At 71.4% G+C, this 13,509-nt stretch carries 16 protein-coding genes and 1 pseudogene; 10 read left to right on the top strand and 7 right to left on the bottom strand.

All coding sequences use genetic code 11. The features are described 5' to 3' along the window. Positions 1-65: 65 nt before the first annotated feature. Positions 66-539 carry a GNAT family N-acetyltransferase gene (locus tag EXE52_RS15590; RefSeq protein WP_086216885.1) on the bottom strand — a complete coding sequence of 158 codons (474 nt, stop codon included), beginning with the start codon at positions 537-539 and terminating at the stop codon, positions 66-68. A gap of 200 nt (positions 540-739) precedes the next feature. On the opposite strand from EXE52_RS15590, the gene EXE52_RS15585 reads away from it, so the two are divergent. The 4 genes from EXE52_RS15585 to EXE52_RS15570 all read left to right on the top strand — a co-directional run bounded on the left by EXE52_RS15585 (position 740) and on the right by EXE52_RS15570 (position 4,254). Then, positions 740-1,594 (top strand): DUF502 domain-containing protein, encoded by an 855-nt coding sequence (locus EXE52_RS15585; RefSeq protein WP_089308576.1) that lies wholly within the window; start codon positions 740-742, stop codon positions 1,592-1,594. After that, positions 1,591-2,037, top strand: a complete 447-nt coding sequence (locus EXE52_RS15580; RefSeq protein WP_049930913.1) for an archease — start codon at positions 1,591-1,593, stop codon at positions 2,035-2,037. The genes EXE52_RS15585 and EXE52_RS15580 overlap by 4 nt, the downstream gene beginning before the upstream one ends. A gap of 67 nt (positions 2,038-2,104) precedes the next feature. Further along, positions 2,105-2,647, top strand: coding sequence for a hypothetical protein (locus EXE52_RS15575; RefSeq protein ID WP_049930911.1), 543 nt, complete (start codon positions 2,105-2,107; stop codon positions 2,645-2,647). Between the two features lie 98 nt (positions 2,648-2,745). Next, complete coding sequence (locus EXE52_RS15570; protein ID WP_089308577.1) at positions 2,746-4,254, top strand: RtcB family protein; 1,509 nt, start codon at positions 2,746-2,748, stop codon at positions 4,252-4,254. A gap of 37 nt (positions 4,255-4,291) precedes the next feature. Here the strand turns inward: EXE52_RS15570 and EXE52_RS15565 are convergent, their stop codons facing one another. The 3 genes from EXE52_RS15565 to EXE52_RS15555 all read right to left on the bottom strand — a co-directional run bounded on the left by EXE52_RS15565 (position 4,292) and on the right by EXE52_RS15555 (position 6,031). After that, the gene (locus EXE52_RS15565; protein WP_049930907.1) at positions 4,292-4,603 is read right to left on the bottom strand and encodes an MTH1187 family thiamine-binding protein; all 312 of its coding nucleotides are present in this window, start codon (positions 4,601-4,603) and stop codon (positions 4,292-4,294) included. A gap of 76 nt (positions 4,604-4,679) precedes the next feature. Beyond that, positions 4,680-5,615, bottom strand: a complete 936-nt coding sequence (locus EXE52_RS15560; RefSeq protein WP_049930905.1) for an alpha/beta hydrolase — start codon at positions 5,613-5,615, stop codon at positions 4,680-4,682. Further along, entirely contained in the window at positions 5,612-6,031 is a 420-nt protein-coding gene (locus EXE52_RS15555) for a hypothetical protein (protein ID WP_086215362.1), read from the bottom strand. Before EXE52_RS15555 ends, EXE52_RS15560 begins: the two co-directional genes overlap by 4 nt. Before the next feature lie 238 nt (positions 6,032-6,269). Between EXE52_RS15555 and EXE52_RS15550 the strand changes: the two genes are divergently transcribed. From EXE52_RS15550 to EXE52_RS15540, 3 genes are all read left to right on the top strand, one after another. After that, positions 6,270-7,517 (top strand): DUF4013 domain-containing protein, encoded by a 1,248-nt coding sequence (locus EXE52_RS15550; RefSeq protein WP_089308578.1) that lies wholly within the window; start codon positions 6,270-6,272, stop codon positions 7,515-7,517. A 25-nt stretch (positions 7,518-7,542) separates the two neighbouring features. Beyond that, entirely contained in the window at positions 7,543-8,610 is a 1,068-nt protein-coding gene (locus EXE52_RS15545) for an mRNA surveillance protein pelota (protein WP_049930899.1), read from the top strand. 287 nt (positions 8,611-8,897) lie between these two features. Further along, positions 8,898-9,473: a hypothetical protein gene (locus tag EXE52_RS15540; protein ID WP_089308580.1), complete on the top strand. Its 576-nt coding sequence runs from the start codon at positions 8,898-8,900 to the stop codon at positions 9,471-9,473. Between the two features lie 23 nt (positions 9,474-9,496). On the opposite strand, the gene EXE52_RS15535 is transcribed toward EXE52_RS15540, so the two are convergent. From EXE52_RS15535 to infB, 3 genes are all read right to left on the bottom strand, one after another. Continuing rightward, the gene (locus tag EXE52_RS15535; RefSeq protein ID WP_049930895.1) at positions 9,497-9,823 is read right to left on the bottom strand and encodes a hypothetical protein; all 327 of its coding nucleotides are present in this window, start codon (positions 9,821-9,823) and stop codon (positions 9,497-9,499) included. A 74-nt stretch (positions 9,824-9,897) separates the two neighbouring features. Further along, the gene (locus EXE52_RS15530) at positions 9,898-10,077 is read right to left on the bottom strand and encodes a hypothetical protein (RefSeq protein WP_049930893.1); all 180 of its coding nucleotides are present in this window, start codon (positions 10,075-10,077) and stop codon (positions 9,898-9,900) included. 41 nt (positions 10,078-10,118) lie between these two features. Continuing rightward, positions 10,119-11,912 carry a translation initiation factor IF-2 gene (gene infB, locus EXE52_RS15525; RefSeq protein WP_089308581.1) on the bottom strand — a complete coding sequence of 598 codons (1,794 nt, stop codon included), beginning with the start codon at positions 11,910-11,912 and terminating at the stop codon, positions 10,119-10,121. A gap of 191 nt (positions 11,913-12,103) precedes the next feature. Between infB and EXE52_RS15520 the strand changes: the two genes are divergently transcribed. The 3 genes and pseudogenes from EXE52_RS15520 to EXE52_RS15510 all read left to right on the top strand — a co-directional run. Continuing rightward, positions 12,104-12,349: a PRC-barrel domain-containing protein gene (locus EXE52_RS15520; RefSeq protein ID WP_049930889.1), complete on the top strand. Its 246-nt coding sequence runs from the start codon at positions 12,104-12,106 to the stop codon at positions 12,347-12,349. Beyond that, complete coding sequence (locus EXE52_RS15515) at positions 12,349-12,807, top strand: NOB1 family endonuclease (protein ID WP_049930887.1); 459 nt, start codon at positions 12,349-12,351, stop codon at positions 12,805-12,807. The genes EXE52_RS15520 and EXE52_RS15515 overlap by 1 nt, the downstream gene beginning before the upstream one ends. Before the next feature lie 111 nt (positions 12,808-12,918). Continuing rightward, positions 12,919-13,404 (top strand): annotated as a pseudogene (locus EXE52_RS15510) (DUF2891 family protein); the annotation flags it as partial. Positions 13,405-13,509: the final 105 nt, after the last annotated feature.

Genomic DNA, 13,509 nt, shown 5'->3' with positions numbered 1-13,509 from the left:
CGGGCGCTAATTACTGTCGGTTCGGCGGGCCTCCCGGGGCGAGCGGAGCGGACCGACGGGGCGAGCTACCGGCCGACGAACCCCGAGAGCCGCTCGCGGAGCGACTCGCCGCCGAGCTTGAGGTAGTAGGCGTCGCCCCCGTCCTCGTAGTAGTCGTCGATGCGGCGGATCACCTCGAAGCCGAGGTGCTCGTAGAAGCCGAGCGCCTGCCGGTTGGTCGTGCGGGCGTGACAGGTGACGGACCGGTGGTTCTCCGCGACGTCGGCGATCAGGCGCTCGGCGTGGCCGCGGCCGCGGTGATCGGGGTGAACGGCGAGAAAGAGGATGTAGCCGTCGCGCCGGACGGAGGCGAACGCGACGAGCCGGTCGTTCTCGACGAGGAGGTGGGCGGTCGACCGGCGGTACGCGTCGACGAAGAAACCGCGTCGCTGTCGGAGGACGCCCTCAGCGGACCGAATCTGCTCTTTGAGCTCCCACGCGGCGGTCGCGTAGTCGGACTCGCCGGGCGGGTCGGTCCGTTTCTCGACGTTGACGCTCACTGCGATGACCTAACACGCGGGCGGAATATAACTCCACCGCCAGCGGGGACCGTTGCGGGCGGTAGCTCCGCTCTCAACGGGTCGGGACCGTATCGAAGGCCGGGTCCGAGGCGGGTCGGTACCCGGACCGCCTGCGGACGCCGGCGCGGGCCGAGCGCTCGACGGAAACGTTTTGTCGCGGTCGCGCGTGGTCGCGATCAATGACCGACGAGTCGTCGGGGGTCGAGCTGCTCCGACGGGCCTTCCTCACCGGCGTCGCCGTCATCGTCCCCGCCGTCATCACGCTGGCCGTGCTCGCGTTCGCGTTCAACGCGGTGTACGACTACCTCGACGCGTTCTCCTCGGCGGTCGTGGCCGTGACGCCGGGAGCCGGACTCCCGGTGATCGGCGCGGTCTCCCGCGAGACCGCGATCGAGGTCGCGACGCCGGTCGTGTTCGTGGCCGCGATCCTCCTCGTGGGCGCCGGCGTCGAGTCCTCGCGGTACGGCGAGCGCGCGGTCGACTACGTCGACGACGCGGTCGAGCGGGTCCCGGGCGTCGGCTCCGTCTACCAGGGGTTCCGACAGATGAGCGACGCGATGCTCGACTCGGAGGGCGGGAACTTCCGCGAGGTCGTCCTCGTCGAGTTCCCGACCGAGGGGACGTACACGCTCGCGTTCGTCACGAGCGAGACCCCCGACGTCATCGCGGACCACGCGGACGGCGATGGCGACGGGATGCGAACGCTGTTCATGCCGATGGCCCCGAACCCGGTGATGGGCGGCCACGTCGTCTTCGTCCCCGACCGCCGGGTCGTCGACGTCGAACTGACCGTCGACGAGGGGATCCGCGCGCTGGTCACGAGCGGGGTCGCGCTTGAGGAGGTCGCGGCCGACCTCGACGACGTCGACCCGGATGACCTCCGCCCCGGCGCGCCGGAGCGGACCATCGACGCCCGGTTCCCGGCGGACGGGCGACCGGAGAACGCGGAGGAGCCCCGCGACGAGAGCCGCGGAGAGGGTCGAAAGGGCGGTGGAGAGAGCCGCGAGGGCGGCCGAAGCGTGGACGAGCGATGACCTACGAGCTCCGCGACCACACCGCCGACGTCGCCGTCGAGGCGACCGCCGAGACCCCTTCGGCGCTGTTCGCCGCGGTCGCCGACGGACTTACGGCCGCGAGCGCGGAGTCCGTTCCGGCGACGGGCGGCGAGCGGTTCGAGCTAACGGTCACCGCCGAGAGCCGCGAGGCGCTGCTGTTCGACTACCTCGACCGGCTGATATACGAGCGCGACGTGCGGCTCGTGCTCCCGGCCGATCACCGCTGTACGGTCGCCGAACCGGACGACGGGAACGGCGAGGACGACCCCGCGGAGCCGGGCGAGTGGCGGCTCGCGGCCAGCGCGCGCGGCGTCCCGCTCGGCGCGGTGGCCGCCCGAGAGATCAAGGCCGTCACCTACTCCGAGATGGCTCTCGAACGCCGCGGCGACGAGTGGTACGCGTACGTCGTGTTCGACGTGTGAGGCCGTGCCCCCCGCCTCGGAGCCGGCCGTGAGGAACCATTATAGTTATCGAGTACATTGGTAACGTATGTCACACTCAGAGCGGAGCGACGGGATCGGATCGACGGTGGCGGAGCGGCGGTGGCGCGCGGGGGCGAGCGGCGGGCTCGTGGCCGGCGCCGCGATGGGCGCCGTGTTACACTTCGGTCTCGGGCTCATGCCGACGATCGGCGCGCTGGTCGGGGTAGAGACGGTCCTCGTCGGGTGGGCCGTCCACCTGTTCAACAGCGCGCTGTTCGGTGCGCTGTTCGTCGCCGTCTTCGACCGCCCCTTCTTCGCGGAGCTCCGGGGAGATGTCGGCGGGTGCCTCTCGCTCGGCGTCGTCCACTCCGCGCTGCTGGGCGTGCTCACCGGCGGCCTGCTGTTGCCGGCCGCGATCGCGATCGAGGGCGCGACCGCGCTGCCGGTGCCGACGCTCCCGGTGCCGGGACTGACGGCCAGCTTCGAGTTCGGCGCGGTCATCGCGGTCGCGCACCTGCTGTACGGGCTCGTCCTCGGCCGAGTCTTCGCCGCGTTCACGCTCGCCGAGGGCGCGATCGGCTGGCTCCCGATCGACCCGCTCGACCAGTAGGCGGTCGCGGTCGGGCGACGGGCGTCGATCTCGACGGACTCGCTCGCGTCGCCGCCCGCTGACGCAACGCCCTTGCCTCCCCGCGTCGAACGCCGGGTATGACAACGCGCGAGTTCGATGGGATCCGACTGGAGAAAGTGCGCGAGCACGTCTGGGAGATCCCCCGCGAGGGCGACATGAACGTCCCCGCCCGGGTCCTCGCCAGCGAGTCGCTGCTCGAGGAGATTGGCGATGACGACTCGCTCCAGCAGTTGAAAAACGCCACTCACCTTCCCGGCATCGTCGAGCCCGCGCTCTGTATGCCCGACGGGCACCAGGGGTACGGCTTCCCGGTCGGCGGCGTGGGCGCTATCGACGCCCGAACCGGCTGTATTTCGCCGGGAGCGGTCGGCTATGACATCAACTGCGGCGTCAGAATGGTGCGAACGAATCTCACCTACGACGACGTGCGCGGCCGGGAGGAGGAGCTGGTCGACGCGCTGTTCGAGGCCGTCCCGTCGGGACTGGGCGGCGGCGGCGTGATAGACGGCGACGCCGACGCGATCGAGGGCGCGCTCGAACGGGGCGTCGAGTGGGCGGTCGAGGAGGGGTACGGGATCGAGAGCGACCTCGCGCGCTGCGAGGACGAGGGGCGTCGCCCCGACGCCCGGCCGGAGTACGTCTCCCAGAAGGCGATGGACCGCGGCCGGAACCAGATGGGGTCGCTCGGTTCGGGCAACCACTTCCTGGAGGTCCAGCGCGTCACCGACGTGTTCCGCGGGGACGTGGCCGAGGCGTACGGCCTCGAAGCGGACGGCATCGTCGTCTTAATCCACTGCGGGAGCCGCGGGCTGGGCCACCAGACCTGTAACGACTACCTCCGGCGGATCGAGCAGGAGCACGACGACCTGCTCGCCGAGCTCCCCGACAAGGAGCTCGCGGCCGCGCCGGCCGGCTCCGACCTGGCCGACGAGTACTACGGCGCGATGGGCGCGTGTATCAACTTCGCGTGGGTGAACCGCCAGCTGATCACGCATCAGGCGCGCGAGACGTTCGGCCAGGTGTTCGGCGCCGGCCCGATCGAGGACCTCGGGATGGAGCTGCTGTACGACGTGGCGCACAACATCGCCAAGAAGGAGACCCACGAGGTCGGCGTCGACGCCGAGGGGCGCCCGGCCGTCGGCGACGCGGCCGTCGACCGCGCGGAGCGCGAGCTGTACGTCCACCGCAAGGGCGCGACGCGGGCATTCCCCGCCGGCAACGGGGACGTGCCCGAGGCGTACCGCGGGGTCGGCCAGCCCGTCATCATCCCCGGCAGCATGGGCGCGGGCTCGTACGTCCTCCGCGGCGGCGAGGAGTCGATGGGCGTCTCGTTCGGCTCGACCGCCCACGGCGCGGGGCGGCTGATGAGCCGCACGCAGGCGAAACAGGAGTTCTGGGGCGGCGACGTACAGGACGACCTCGAAGACGGCCAACAGATCTACGTGAAGGCGCAGTCCGGTGCCACCATCGCCGAGGAGGCCCCCGGCGTCTACAAGGACATCGACGAGGTGATCCGCGTGAGCGACGAGCTCGGCATCGGCGACAAGGTCGCCCGCACGTTCCCGGTCTGTAACATCAAGGGGTGACGACGGGCCCGGTCGCCCGCCCGCCCCCAGCGCAGAATCAGCGCTCCCGCTTCGCCTCCCGACCGAGCTGTTCCTCGACGGCCTCGACCTTCTCGTCCGCGGTCCCGTCGCTCGCCCGTTTGTCGTCGATCTTCAGGACCGTCGAGACGCGGTCGCCGTCGACCGCGTCGTGGGCCGCCGCCGCGGCCGCGAACAGCGTCTCGGCGTCGTCGGCCTCGATCACGGTCCCCATCGGGTTCGTCTCGTAGCTCACGTCGAAGTCGTCGAGCGCGGCGACGGCGGCCGCCACCTCCTCGGCCATGCTCTCCTCGACCACCGGGGCGACGCTCAGCATCGCGATGGCTGTCATGGGCGGGGATGCGCCGCGGACTCACTTAAGCGGTCGCGCGGGCGACGACGCCCGAGTTCGCCTCTCCCGCGGCGACCTACTCCAGCGCGTCGCGCAGGAAGGAGAGCTGGTGTCCGATCGCGCCCTCGAAGTCGTCGCCGAGCACCGAGAAGTGGTCGGCGGGCATGGTGACGACGGTCCCGCGCGAGAGCCGCTCGCCGGCGTCCGCGACCGACTCGGCGTCAACGATGTTGTCGTCGGTCCCCGCGAGCAGCAGCGTCGGCGCGTCGACCTCGTCGAGTCGCGTCACGGGGCGGTAGCCGACGAGCCCGAGCAGCGACCGGGCGGGGGTCTCGTTGCGCCACGCCGACTCGCGGTCGACGAGGTCGAGGTACTTCCGCTTCGTCCCCGGCTCCGTGATCGCCGCGCGCTCGTCCGTCCCGCCGACGATGGGGACGGTGCGACCGCGACCGACCCGGTGCCCGACGAGGTCGCGGAGCCCTGCGATGCCGGAGCGGAGCAGGTACCGCCCGCCGCGTCGGCGGGCGATCGCGCGCCCGTCGAGCATCGGGACGAGGCCCACGACCGCGTCGACGTCCCGGCGCTCCGCGGCGAGCGTCAGGACGTGCGCGGCCGACAGCGACGCGCCCCACAACACGAGGTCGTCGCCCGCGTCGTCGAGGCGGCCCGCGCGGTCGATCGCGGCCTCGTACGCCGCGCGCTGGCGGGCGAGGTCGACCGTCTGCGAGTCGCCGTCCGACTCGCCGAACTCCGGGTGATCGAAGAGGAGGGCGGCGTAGCCCGCGTCGGCGAACCGCTCCGCGACGGCCGGGTAACCGAAGGTGCGCTCCGCGCCGAGCCCGGGCGCCATCACGACGATCGGCGGGTCGTCGGCGTCGCCGCCGGGCAGGTACAGCGTCCCGCGACAGGTCGCGCCGTCGGCGTCGAACGCGACCGCCCGGGTGGCGAACCGCTCTCGGGCCGGGCGCGCGAGGCGGCGCTGCGCTCGGTTGACAGGGTGTCGGCGGGTCACCGGTCGCCCTCCGGATCCGCCTCGGACGCGTCCGGTCCGCCGGACGCGCCCGGGGGTTCGCCCTCCGCCTCGGTCTCGTTCAGCGTGTCGAGCACACGGGCCGAGAACTCCGTCTCGGAGATCTCGTAGCGCGCGAGCGCCTCGAACCACTCCGCCTCGGCGTGCCACGTCCCGAGGACATCGCCGGGGGACCGCACGACCGTGCCCTCGACGCGGACGGGGTCCCACTCGTCGGCCTCCGCGCGGTCGATGAGCGCGTTGAGCGCGCGCCCGATCTCGCCGCGGTGGACCTCGCGGCCGGGGAAGGCGGTCATGTACGTCAGCTCCAGCGGGTCGCCCCCGTCGATCGATTCGACGCTGACGCCGTAGCTGCGGAGCGCCGGCTCCACGTCGGCCGTCCGCTCGTCGCCGGTCATACCCGATCCGTCGGCGGGACGGGATAAATCGGTACCGGCACACGCCGGCGGCGCCGCCGCTGGGATGGTACGGTCAGACGAAAGCCGCGGGCGGGGGACGACCGCCGAGTGGCGGCCGCAGATAGGTTGTCAGAGGCACACGATTGTCCCGCGCGGCCAACTTGGTGTAACCCGTGGAGTGGTATAAACGCTCGGGCCGGAGACCATTTATGCTGCTCCCGCTCCTGTGTGTAGTCACATGCTCACCGCGGCCGCGACGGCGCTGACCCGAACCGACGACACCGCGGGCGTCGTCCTCGTCGGCGGCGCCGTGACCCTGCTGGCGTGGGTGCTGACGCCGGCGTGGCTCGTCGGCGTCCTCTTCGTCAGCCCGGCGGTCGCCGCGGCGGCGCCGGTCGCGCTCGCGCCGTGGCTCGTCGCGCGGGGGTACTTCGTCCGGGTGACTCGAAGCGCGATCCAGACCGGTGAGGCGACGGGCACGCCCTCGCTGGTCGCGTGGGGGGAGTTGGTCAGAGACGGCGTCAAGTCGGTGCTGCTGTCCGCGGCGCTGCTCGCGCCGCTCGCGGGGGGGCTCGCGGTCGCCGGAGGCGTCGTCGCGGCCCTCATCGAGGGGCCGGTCGACCCGGCGGCGACGGCGACGGCGGTCGAGTCGGCGCTCGGGCCGGGCGGGCCGGCGGTCGTCGCGGTCGCGGCCGTCGGCGTCGTCGCCGCCCTCGTCGGGGCGTACCTCCTCGCGTTCGCGTACGTCCGCCCGGCGGCGCTCGCCGCGTTCGCCGCCTCCGGCCGGCTCAGGGACGGGTTGAGTCCGCAGACGGTGGCCGACATCGCCGCGACGGGCCCGTACGCCACCGGGTGGACGCTCGCCGCCGGGGCGCTCGCCGTCGGGTACGCCGTCGCGGCGCCGACGGCGCCGCTGGTCGTCGGCGTCGCGCTCGCCTTCCTCGTCCGCGTCGTCGCACACGGACTCTACGGGCGGGGCGCGGCCGCCGCCATGGCGGGTGGCCCCGACAGCCGGACGGAGCCGGGCGTTACGGAGGCTCACATCGCCACGGACGCCGGTGGCCGAGCGCTCCGCGAAACGGGTGCGACGCACGGTGATGTGACGGCTCGTGGTGACGCGGCGACCCGCGGCGACGCGATAACTCGCGGCAACGCGACGGCTCGGGGCGGCACGGAGACTCGCGGCAAGGTGGCGGCTCGGGGCGGCACAGCGGCTGCCGAGGTCGGCCGCGGACGCGACGCCCCGTCGGTTCCCGCCGTGTCCGGCGACGGCGGGCGGCCGATGCGGAGCGAGCCGCCGGCCGCGGTCCAGACCGGTCGAACCGTGCCGATCGAGGGCGGAGATGACCCGGCCGACGCGACCGCGGAGGTCAACGCGGACGCCGCCGAACCGGACGGGACGGACGCCGACGAGCCAGACGCCGCCGGCCCGGACGGCGGCTTCGTGTGGGGGCCGCGGCTCTCCGACGCGGAAGACAAGAGTTGATACGGTCCCGAGCGAACGCTCGGACATGCGCATCTCCGAGCGGGGGTACGGCGAAGAGGGCCGGGAACGGCTCACGCTGGTCCCCGAGAACGTGGACGACCTCTGGCACCTCGCGCACGTCCTCGAACCCGGGGACCTCGTCGAGGGCGACACCACCAGACGTATCCAGCGGAACGACGACCAGATGCGGGACACCGGCGGGCAACGCGAACACATCTTCGTCACCCTTCAGGTGGAGGACGTGGAGTTCGCGCGGTTCGCCAACCGCCTCCGCGTCTCGGGCGTCATCGTCGGCTGCTCGCGGGAGGACCAGCTCAACGCCCACCACACGCTCAACGTCGAGGAGCACGACGAGATAACCGTCGAGAAGCACTTCAAGCCCGACCAGACGGAGCGGTTGGAGGAGGCCACCGAGGCCGCGGAGAACCCCGACGTGGCCATCGCGACCGTGGAAGAGGGCGCGGCGTACGTCCACACGGTCCAGCAGTACGGCACGGAGGAGTACGCCTCGTTCACGAAGCCGACCGGCAAAGGCGAGTTCTCTCGCCCCCGCGAGGAGCTGTTCGCGGAACTCGGCGAGGCGCTCGCGCACCTCGACGCCGACGCCGTAATCTTGGCCGGGCCCGGCTTCACGAAGAACGACGCCCGCGACTACGTCGACGAGGAGTTCCGCGACCTCTCCGACCGGATCACCACCGTCGACACCTCCGCGGCCGGCGACCGCGGCGTCCACGAGGTGCTCAAGCGCGGCGCGGTCGACGAGGTCCAGAAGGAGACCCGCATCTCGAAGGAGGCGAGCCTCATCGACGAGCTGACCGAGAACATCGCGACGGGCGAGAAGGCGACGTACGGCCCGGACGACACCGCCGAGGCCGCCGAGTTCGGCGCGGTCGAGACGCTGCTCGTCGTCGACGAGCGCCTCCGCACGGAGCGGCAGGGGGACGGCGACTGGGAGATCGACGTGAACGCGGTGATCGAGTCGGTCGAGCAGCAGGGCGGCGACGTGGTCGTCTTCTCTTCGGAGTTCGCGCCGGGCGAGCAGCTCGCCAACCTCGGCGGTATCGCCGCGATCTTACGCTACCGGCTCCAGTGAGCGGCTGACAGTCGAGGTGCGGTGGCGCGTGCCTGCGAGGCCGCCTCGCGGCCGAGCCGCACGCGCGAGGGAGTCGCTGGCGCCGCCGGCGCCAGCGACGAGGCTGGGGAGGCGTGAGGCGCGCGGCCGGGGCTTCGGCGGTCGTGCTCGGGTCGGTGACCGCGCATCGCCGAGCGGCCGGGGCTTCGCTATGCTCGGTCAGGGGGTCGCTCGTAGCGACGACAGTCACGTATCGCGTTCGGGGAGCGGCCGTGACCTTATCAGAGCGCGTCGCCAATCACGGGTCGATGGCGGACCGATCCGGCGGTGACGAGAGCGTCTCGACGACCGCCGACCGCGAAGGCGCTGACAACGCGGACGCCGACGCGTTCCCCGACTCCGAGACCCTCCCCGACGACCTCGACGACGCCGGCGTCAACGAGGAGGTGAAGCGCCGGCTCCGCGAGGCGTACCTCAACGACGAGGAGAACGCGCTGATCGTCACTCGGGTACGCTCGGTCGGCGACCGAGTGGTCGTCGAGATGCGTCCGCCGCACGGCGACGCCACGCACACCGAGCGGTTCGACGCGCCCCGCGACGGATCGCTTCAGGAGTCCGAGGAATTCCTCGGATTTCTGGACGCCGCGGGCGTTTCGCCGCTCGACGTCGACGAGCTCGTCGGCACCCGCGTGCCAGCGACGTACGACTCGGAGACGGGCTGGCGGGTCGACGCCGCGTACCGCGCCGCTTCGGAGGCGGACGGCGGGAGCCGGTTCGCGGACGCCCGCGAGTGGCTGTGGACCTACAAGGCCTGGCTGTTGGCCGCGCTGCTCGTCGGCGGCGAGTTGGCGTTCGTCGCGGTGATCATCCTGTTGTACGCCTGACTCCGGGGGCGCGGCGCGTCGGCTCAGAGCACCCGGAGTCGATACCCCTCGGCTGCGGTCTCGTCGGTGACGCGGCCCGTTTCAAGCGCCGTGTCCAGGACCTCGGCGACGAACTCCTTCGGCACCTCGACGCCGATGAAGTCGGTCCCCTCGCGAGCGGTCGTGAGGCGCGCCATCGTTCGCTTCGTGCCGTCGTCGTTGTAGACGCTCCCGACGCGCTCGCCGCCGCGGCGGAACCGCAGCGTCACGTCGGTCGGTTCGAGCGCGTCGAAGCGCACCTCGAACACCCGGTCGTCGCCCTCCAGCCGCGCGAGCATCGCGCCGTCGTGTTCGATCACGGTCGTCTCCATACCCCCGTTACGGGCTCGACGCACATAACGGCGACACGCGATCGACGGGTGCGCTCGGAGGGGACGGGGCCGCGTCACCCCGAGTTCTCGGCGTCGAGGTAGCCAATCACCGCCTGCGGCGCCACGACGCCGACCAGTATCAGCACGCCGATCAGGACGGTGTCGCTCAGGCCCGTCGCGACGCGACCGCCGTACGCCAGCGCCAAGCCGGCCGCCATGAACAGGAGGATGACCGCGTTCTCTCGGGAGACCATAGGCAGACGTGGCGACGCCGATTACAAGAGTCTTGTCGGAGTCACTTCCCCCAGAAGGGGTCGCGCTTCCGGCGCGTCTCCAAGTAGCCTTGGAGGGCCTCGCGCTCGTCTGCGGTGATCTCCTCTTTTAATTCCTGTTCGAGGATCTTCGCGTGCTTCTCTGGCACCTCGGTCCAGAGGGTGTCGCCCTCCTCGATGCCGCGGCCGACGGTCGGGCCGTCGATAGCGATGCTGACGCGCTCGCCGGCGCGAGCCTCGTCGACGTCGTCGCCCTGTTTCTGGATCCCGGAGAGGTCGCCGACGCGCTCGAACTCGTTGCCCTCGAAGTAGCCGACGTTGCGGTTGTTCTGGAGCGTGCCGGAGATGATCTCGACGCCGACGACCGCGGGGTCGTTCTGCCGGAACGTGTGGTCGGGGAGGATGCGGAAGCGGGCCGGACGGACCACTTTGTCCAGCACCGTCTCCTGTTGCGCGCGCTGCTTTTCCTCGACGTAGCGCTCGTAGTCTTCGACCAGCTGGTAGATGACCTCGTTTTTGAACAGCTTCACGTCCGCGTTCTCTAAGTCCGACTCCGCGTTCTTGAGGAGGTCGACGTTGAACCCGAGGATCGCCTTGTGTTCGTCTTGGTTCGCCGTCTCGGCGACCGCGATGTCGCGCGGCGCGATGTCGCCGACCTCGGCGCGCAGGATCGGGACCTCCGCCTCGCGGAGGGCGTTCGCCATCGCCTCCAGCGAGCCGAGCGTGTCCGCCTTGACGACGACGCCGTTGTCGGCGGTCTCGACCTCTATCTCGGCGAGTTCGGCCTTCACTTCCTCGATGACCTGATCGGCGGTGCGGTCGCGGACGACCCGGACCGGCGCGCCCGCCATCGCCTGGTCGAGGTCGGGCGCGGCGATCTTCACGCCGGCCGCGGCGCCGATCTCGCCGACCTTCTCGAACTCCTTCTCGGTGCGGATCTCCGCGAGCGGCCGCGGACGGAGCAGCGCGCGGATCTCGGTGACGATCGGCTCGTTCTGTCCGCCGACCACGATGGTGTCGCCGTTCCGGATCACGCCGTCGTAGACGACGGTGTCGACGGTCGCGCCGAACCCCCGCTCGTCTTTCACTTCGAGGACCGTCCCCTCGCCGGGCCCCGTGACGTCGATCGCCATCTCCTCTTTCATGAACCGCTGGGAGAGACCCATGAGGACCGTCAGGAGGTCCGGGACGCCCTCGCCGGTGAGCGCCGAGAGCGGGACGACGCCGATGTTCTTCTGGAAGTCCTGGACGCGCCAGTAGAGGTCGGCGGAGAAGCCGGCGTCGGACAGCTGGCCGATAATCTCGTAGAGGTTCTCGTCGAGCATGGACTTCGCGCGCTCCGACTGCTCCTCCATGCTCTTCTGGATCGGTTCGCCGTCCTGCGGGTTCCACCCCGGCGTCGTGTCGGCCTTGTTGGCCGCGACGACGAACGGCGTCCCCGTCCGCCGGAGGATGTCTATCGCCTCCTCCGTCTGCGGCTGGAAGCCGTCGTTGACGTCGACGACGAGCACCGCGATGTCGGCGAGCGCGCCGCCGCGGGCGCGCAGCGTCGAGAAGGAGTGGTGGCCCGGCGTGTCGATGAACAGCAGGCCGGGGAGGTCGAAGTCGGACGGGTCGATCAGCTCGCCCGCCATGCCGGAGATGGTGTCGAGCGGGATGTCCGTCGCCCCGATGTGTTGGGTGATCGCGCCGGCCTCGCCCTCGCTGACGGCGGAGCCGCGGATCGTGTCGAGCAGGCTCGTCTTGCCGTGGTCGACGTGACCCAGCACGGCGACGATGGGGGTTCGCAGGGTGTCCGCGTGTGTGTGGTCGGTCATATGTGATCGCCCCGAGAAGGTTATAGCCACCATTCGTTCCGGCCGTCAGTTAAGCCTTTCAAAACGCCGCGGTGATCCGCGGCGGCGAAACCGGTGCCCAGTCACCGAGCGCCCGGCGCCGAGCCCGTCCGCGTCGGTCGCCCGTCGGACGGCCCGTGGCGTTTAAGACCGTCGCCCGGGACCGTGCGGGTATGGTCGACATCCTCGCGGAGAACCTCTCCGGGAAGGCGGTGATGAGCGCCGACGGCACGGAGCTCGGGGACCTGTACAACATCACGATGAACCTTGAGTCCGGCGAGCTGAACCACCTGCTCGTCAGCCCGCACGAGCAGCTCAGGAGCGAGCGCGTCGACTTCGACGTCGACGAGATGGGGCGGCTCCGGGTCCCGGTCGCGAACGTACAGGCGGTGAAAGACTACATCGTCGTCGCCCGCTGATGCAGGTCCTCGACTCGTCCGCGTTCATCCACGAGTACACGACCGACGAGGACGTGGTCTCCATCCCGGCGGTCCACGACGAACTGACAGGCGAGGTCGCGCTCCGGTTCGACGCGATGGAGGGCTCCGGGATGACCGTTCACGTCCCGGCGCCCGAGGCGGTCGACCGAGTCCGCCGGGCCGCGAAGGGGTCGGGCGACGCCGCTGAGCTGTCCGACACCGACATCCGGCTCATCGCGACCGCGCTGGAGCTTCACGGGACGCTCGTCACCGACGACTACGCGATGCAGAACGTCGCCGAGCGGCTCGACCTCCCGGTCGAGCCCATCGAGCGCGATGGGATCACCGAGGAGCGCGAGTGGCGCTTCCAGTGCGTCGGCTGCAACCGCACCTTCGACGAGAACAAGGAGCGGTGTCCGATCTGCGGCAGCGACCTGACGCGGAAGAACCCCGCGTGACCGGGCCGCCGGAGCGCCGCGGCGCGAGTCGTTCCCTCCCGCTCCCGAGCCGCGTGCGACCGGTCCGCACCCGACCGACCGATTGAACAGGCGCCCCGCCGACCGACCGGCATGAACGCCTTCGAGGAGTTGTCGCCGGACGCGCTCCGATCCGGGCGGGCGGACGCGCTCGACGACGCGGTCGCGACCGCGCTCGCCGCCCACCCGCTCGACGGTGTCGAGACCGAGTACCCCCACTATCGGGGCGCCGTCGAGGGGCCGGAGGCGCCGCCGCCCCCGTCGGAGGACCACCCCGTCTTCTACGGCTGCTTCGACTGGCACTCGGCGGTCCACAGCCACTGGGCGCTCGTCCGCGCGCTGCGGCTCGTTCCGCACCACCCGGACGAGGCCGATATCGCTGCCGGGATCGACGAGCGACTGGCTCCCGAGAGCGTCGCGAGCGAGGTCGCGTACCTCGACGAGAACCCCGGCTTCGAGGAGCCGTACGGCTGGGCGTGGCTGCTCCGGCTCGCCGCCGAACTCGACCTGTGGGACGACCCGCGCGCCGACGACCGCGGCGGGGTCGTCCGCGTAGGGGCGGCGCGCCGCAGCCGCGGCCTCGCGTTCGAGGTCGGCGTCGCCGACGACCCGCGCGTAGTCGAGCACGCCGGCGAGCGCGAACGCGGTGTTGCCGTGCGTACCGACGCGGTGAGCGCGGTCGAT

The organism is Halorubrum sp. CGM4_25_10-8A, from assembly GCF_005435025.1.
In the GTDB taxonomy this organism is placed as follows: domain Archaea; phylum Halobacteriota; class Halobacteria; order Halobacteriales; family Haloferacaceae; genus Halorubrum; species Halorubrum ezzemoulense.
This window is presented reverse-complemented; position numbering and strand designations above follow the sequence as displayed.

What these genes read in the sequence shown, in the direction of transcription:
- EXE52_RS15520 (WP_049930889.1), top strand. Translation starts at nt 12,104, where the DNA reads ATGGTCGACATCCTCGCGGAGAACCTCTCCGGGAAGGCGGTGATGAGC.
- EXE52_RS15570 (WP_089308577.1), top strand. Translation starts at nt 2,746, where the DNA reads ATGACAACGCGCGAGTTCGATGGGATCCGACTGGAGAAAGTGCGCGAG.
- EXE52_RS15575 (WP_049930911.1), top strand. Translation starts at nt 2,105, where the DNA reads ATGTCACACTCAGAGCGGAGCGACGGGATCGGATCGACGGTGGCGGAG.
- EXE52_RS15565 (WP_049930907.1), bottom strand. Translation starts at nt 4,603, where the DNA reads ATGACAGCCATCGCGATGCTGAGCGTCGCCCCGGTGGTCGAGGAGAGC.
- EXE52_RS15530 (WP_049930893.1), bottom strand. Translation starts at nt 10,077, where the DNA reads ATGGTCTCCCGAGAGAACGCGGTCATCCTCCTGTTCATGGCGGCCGGC.
- EXE52_RS15545 (WP_049930899.1), top strand. Translation starts at nt 7,543, where the DNA reads ATGCGCATCTCCGAGCGGGGGTACGGCGAAGAGGGCCGGGAACGGCTC.
- EXE52_RS15580 (WP_049930913.1), top strand. Translation starts at nt 1,591, where the DNA reads ATGACCTACGAGCTCCGCGACCACACCGCCGACGTCGCCGTCGAGGCG.
- infB (WP_089308581.1), bottom strand. Translation starts at nt 11,912, where the DNA reads ATGACCGACCACACACACGCGGACACCCTGCGAACCCCCATCGTCGCC.
- EXE52_RS15555 (WP_086215362.1), bottom strand. Translation starts at nt 6,031, where the DNA reads ATGACCGGCGACGAGCGGACGGCCGACGTGGAGCCGGCGCTCCGCAGC.
- EXE52_RS15550 (WP_089308578.1), top strand. Translation starts at nt 6,270, where the DNA reads ATGCTCACCGCGGCCGCGACGGCGCTGACCCGAACCGACGACACCGCG.
- EXE52_RS15585 (WP_089308576.1), top strand. Translation starts at nt 740, where the DNA reads ATGACCGACGAGTCGTCGGGGGTCGAGCTGCTCCGACGGGCCTTCCTC.
- EXE52_RS15540 (WP_089308580.1), top strand. Translation starts at nt 8,898, where the DNA reads ATGGCGGACCGATCCGGCGGTGACGAGAGCGTCTCGACGACCGCCGAC.
- EXE52_RS15515 (WP_049930887.1), top strand. Translation starts at nt 12,349, where the DNA reads ATGCAGGTCCTCGACTCGTCCGCGTTCATCCACGAGTACACGACCGAC.
- EXE52_RS15535 (WP_049930895.1), bottom strand. Translation starts at nt 9,823, where the DNA reads ATGGAGACGACCGTGATCGAACACGACGGCGCGATGCTCGCGCGGCTG.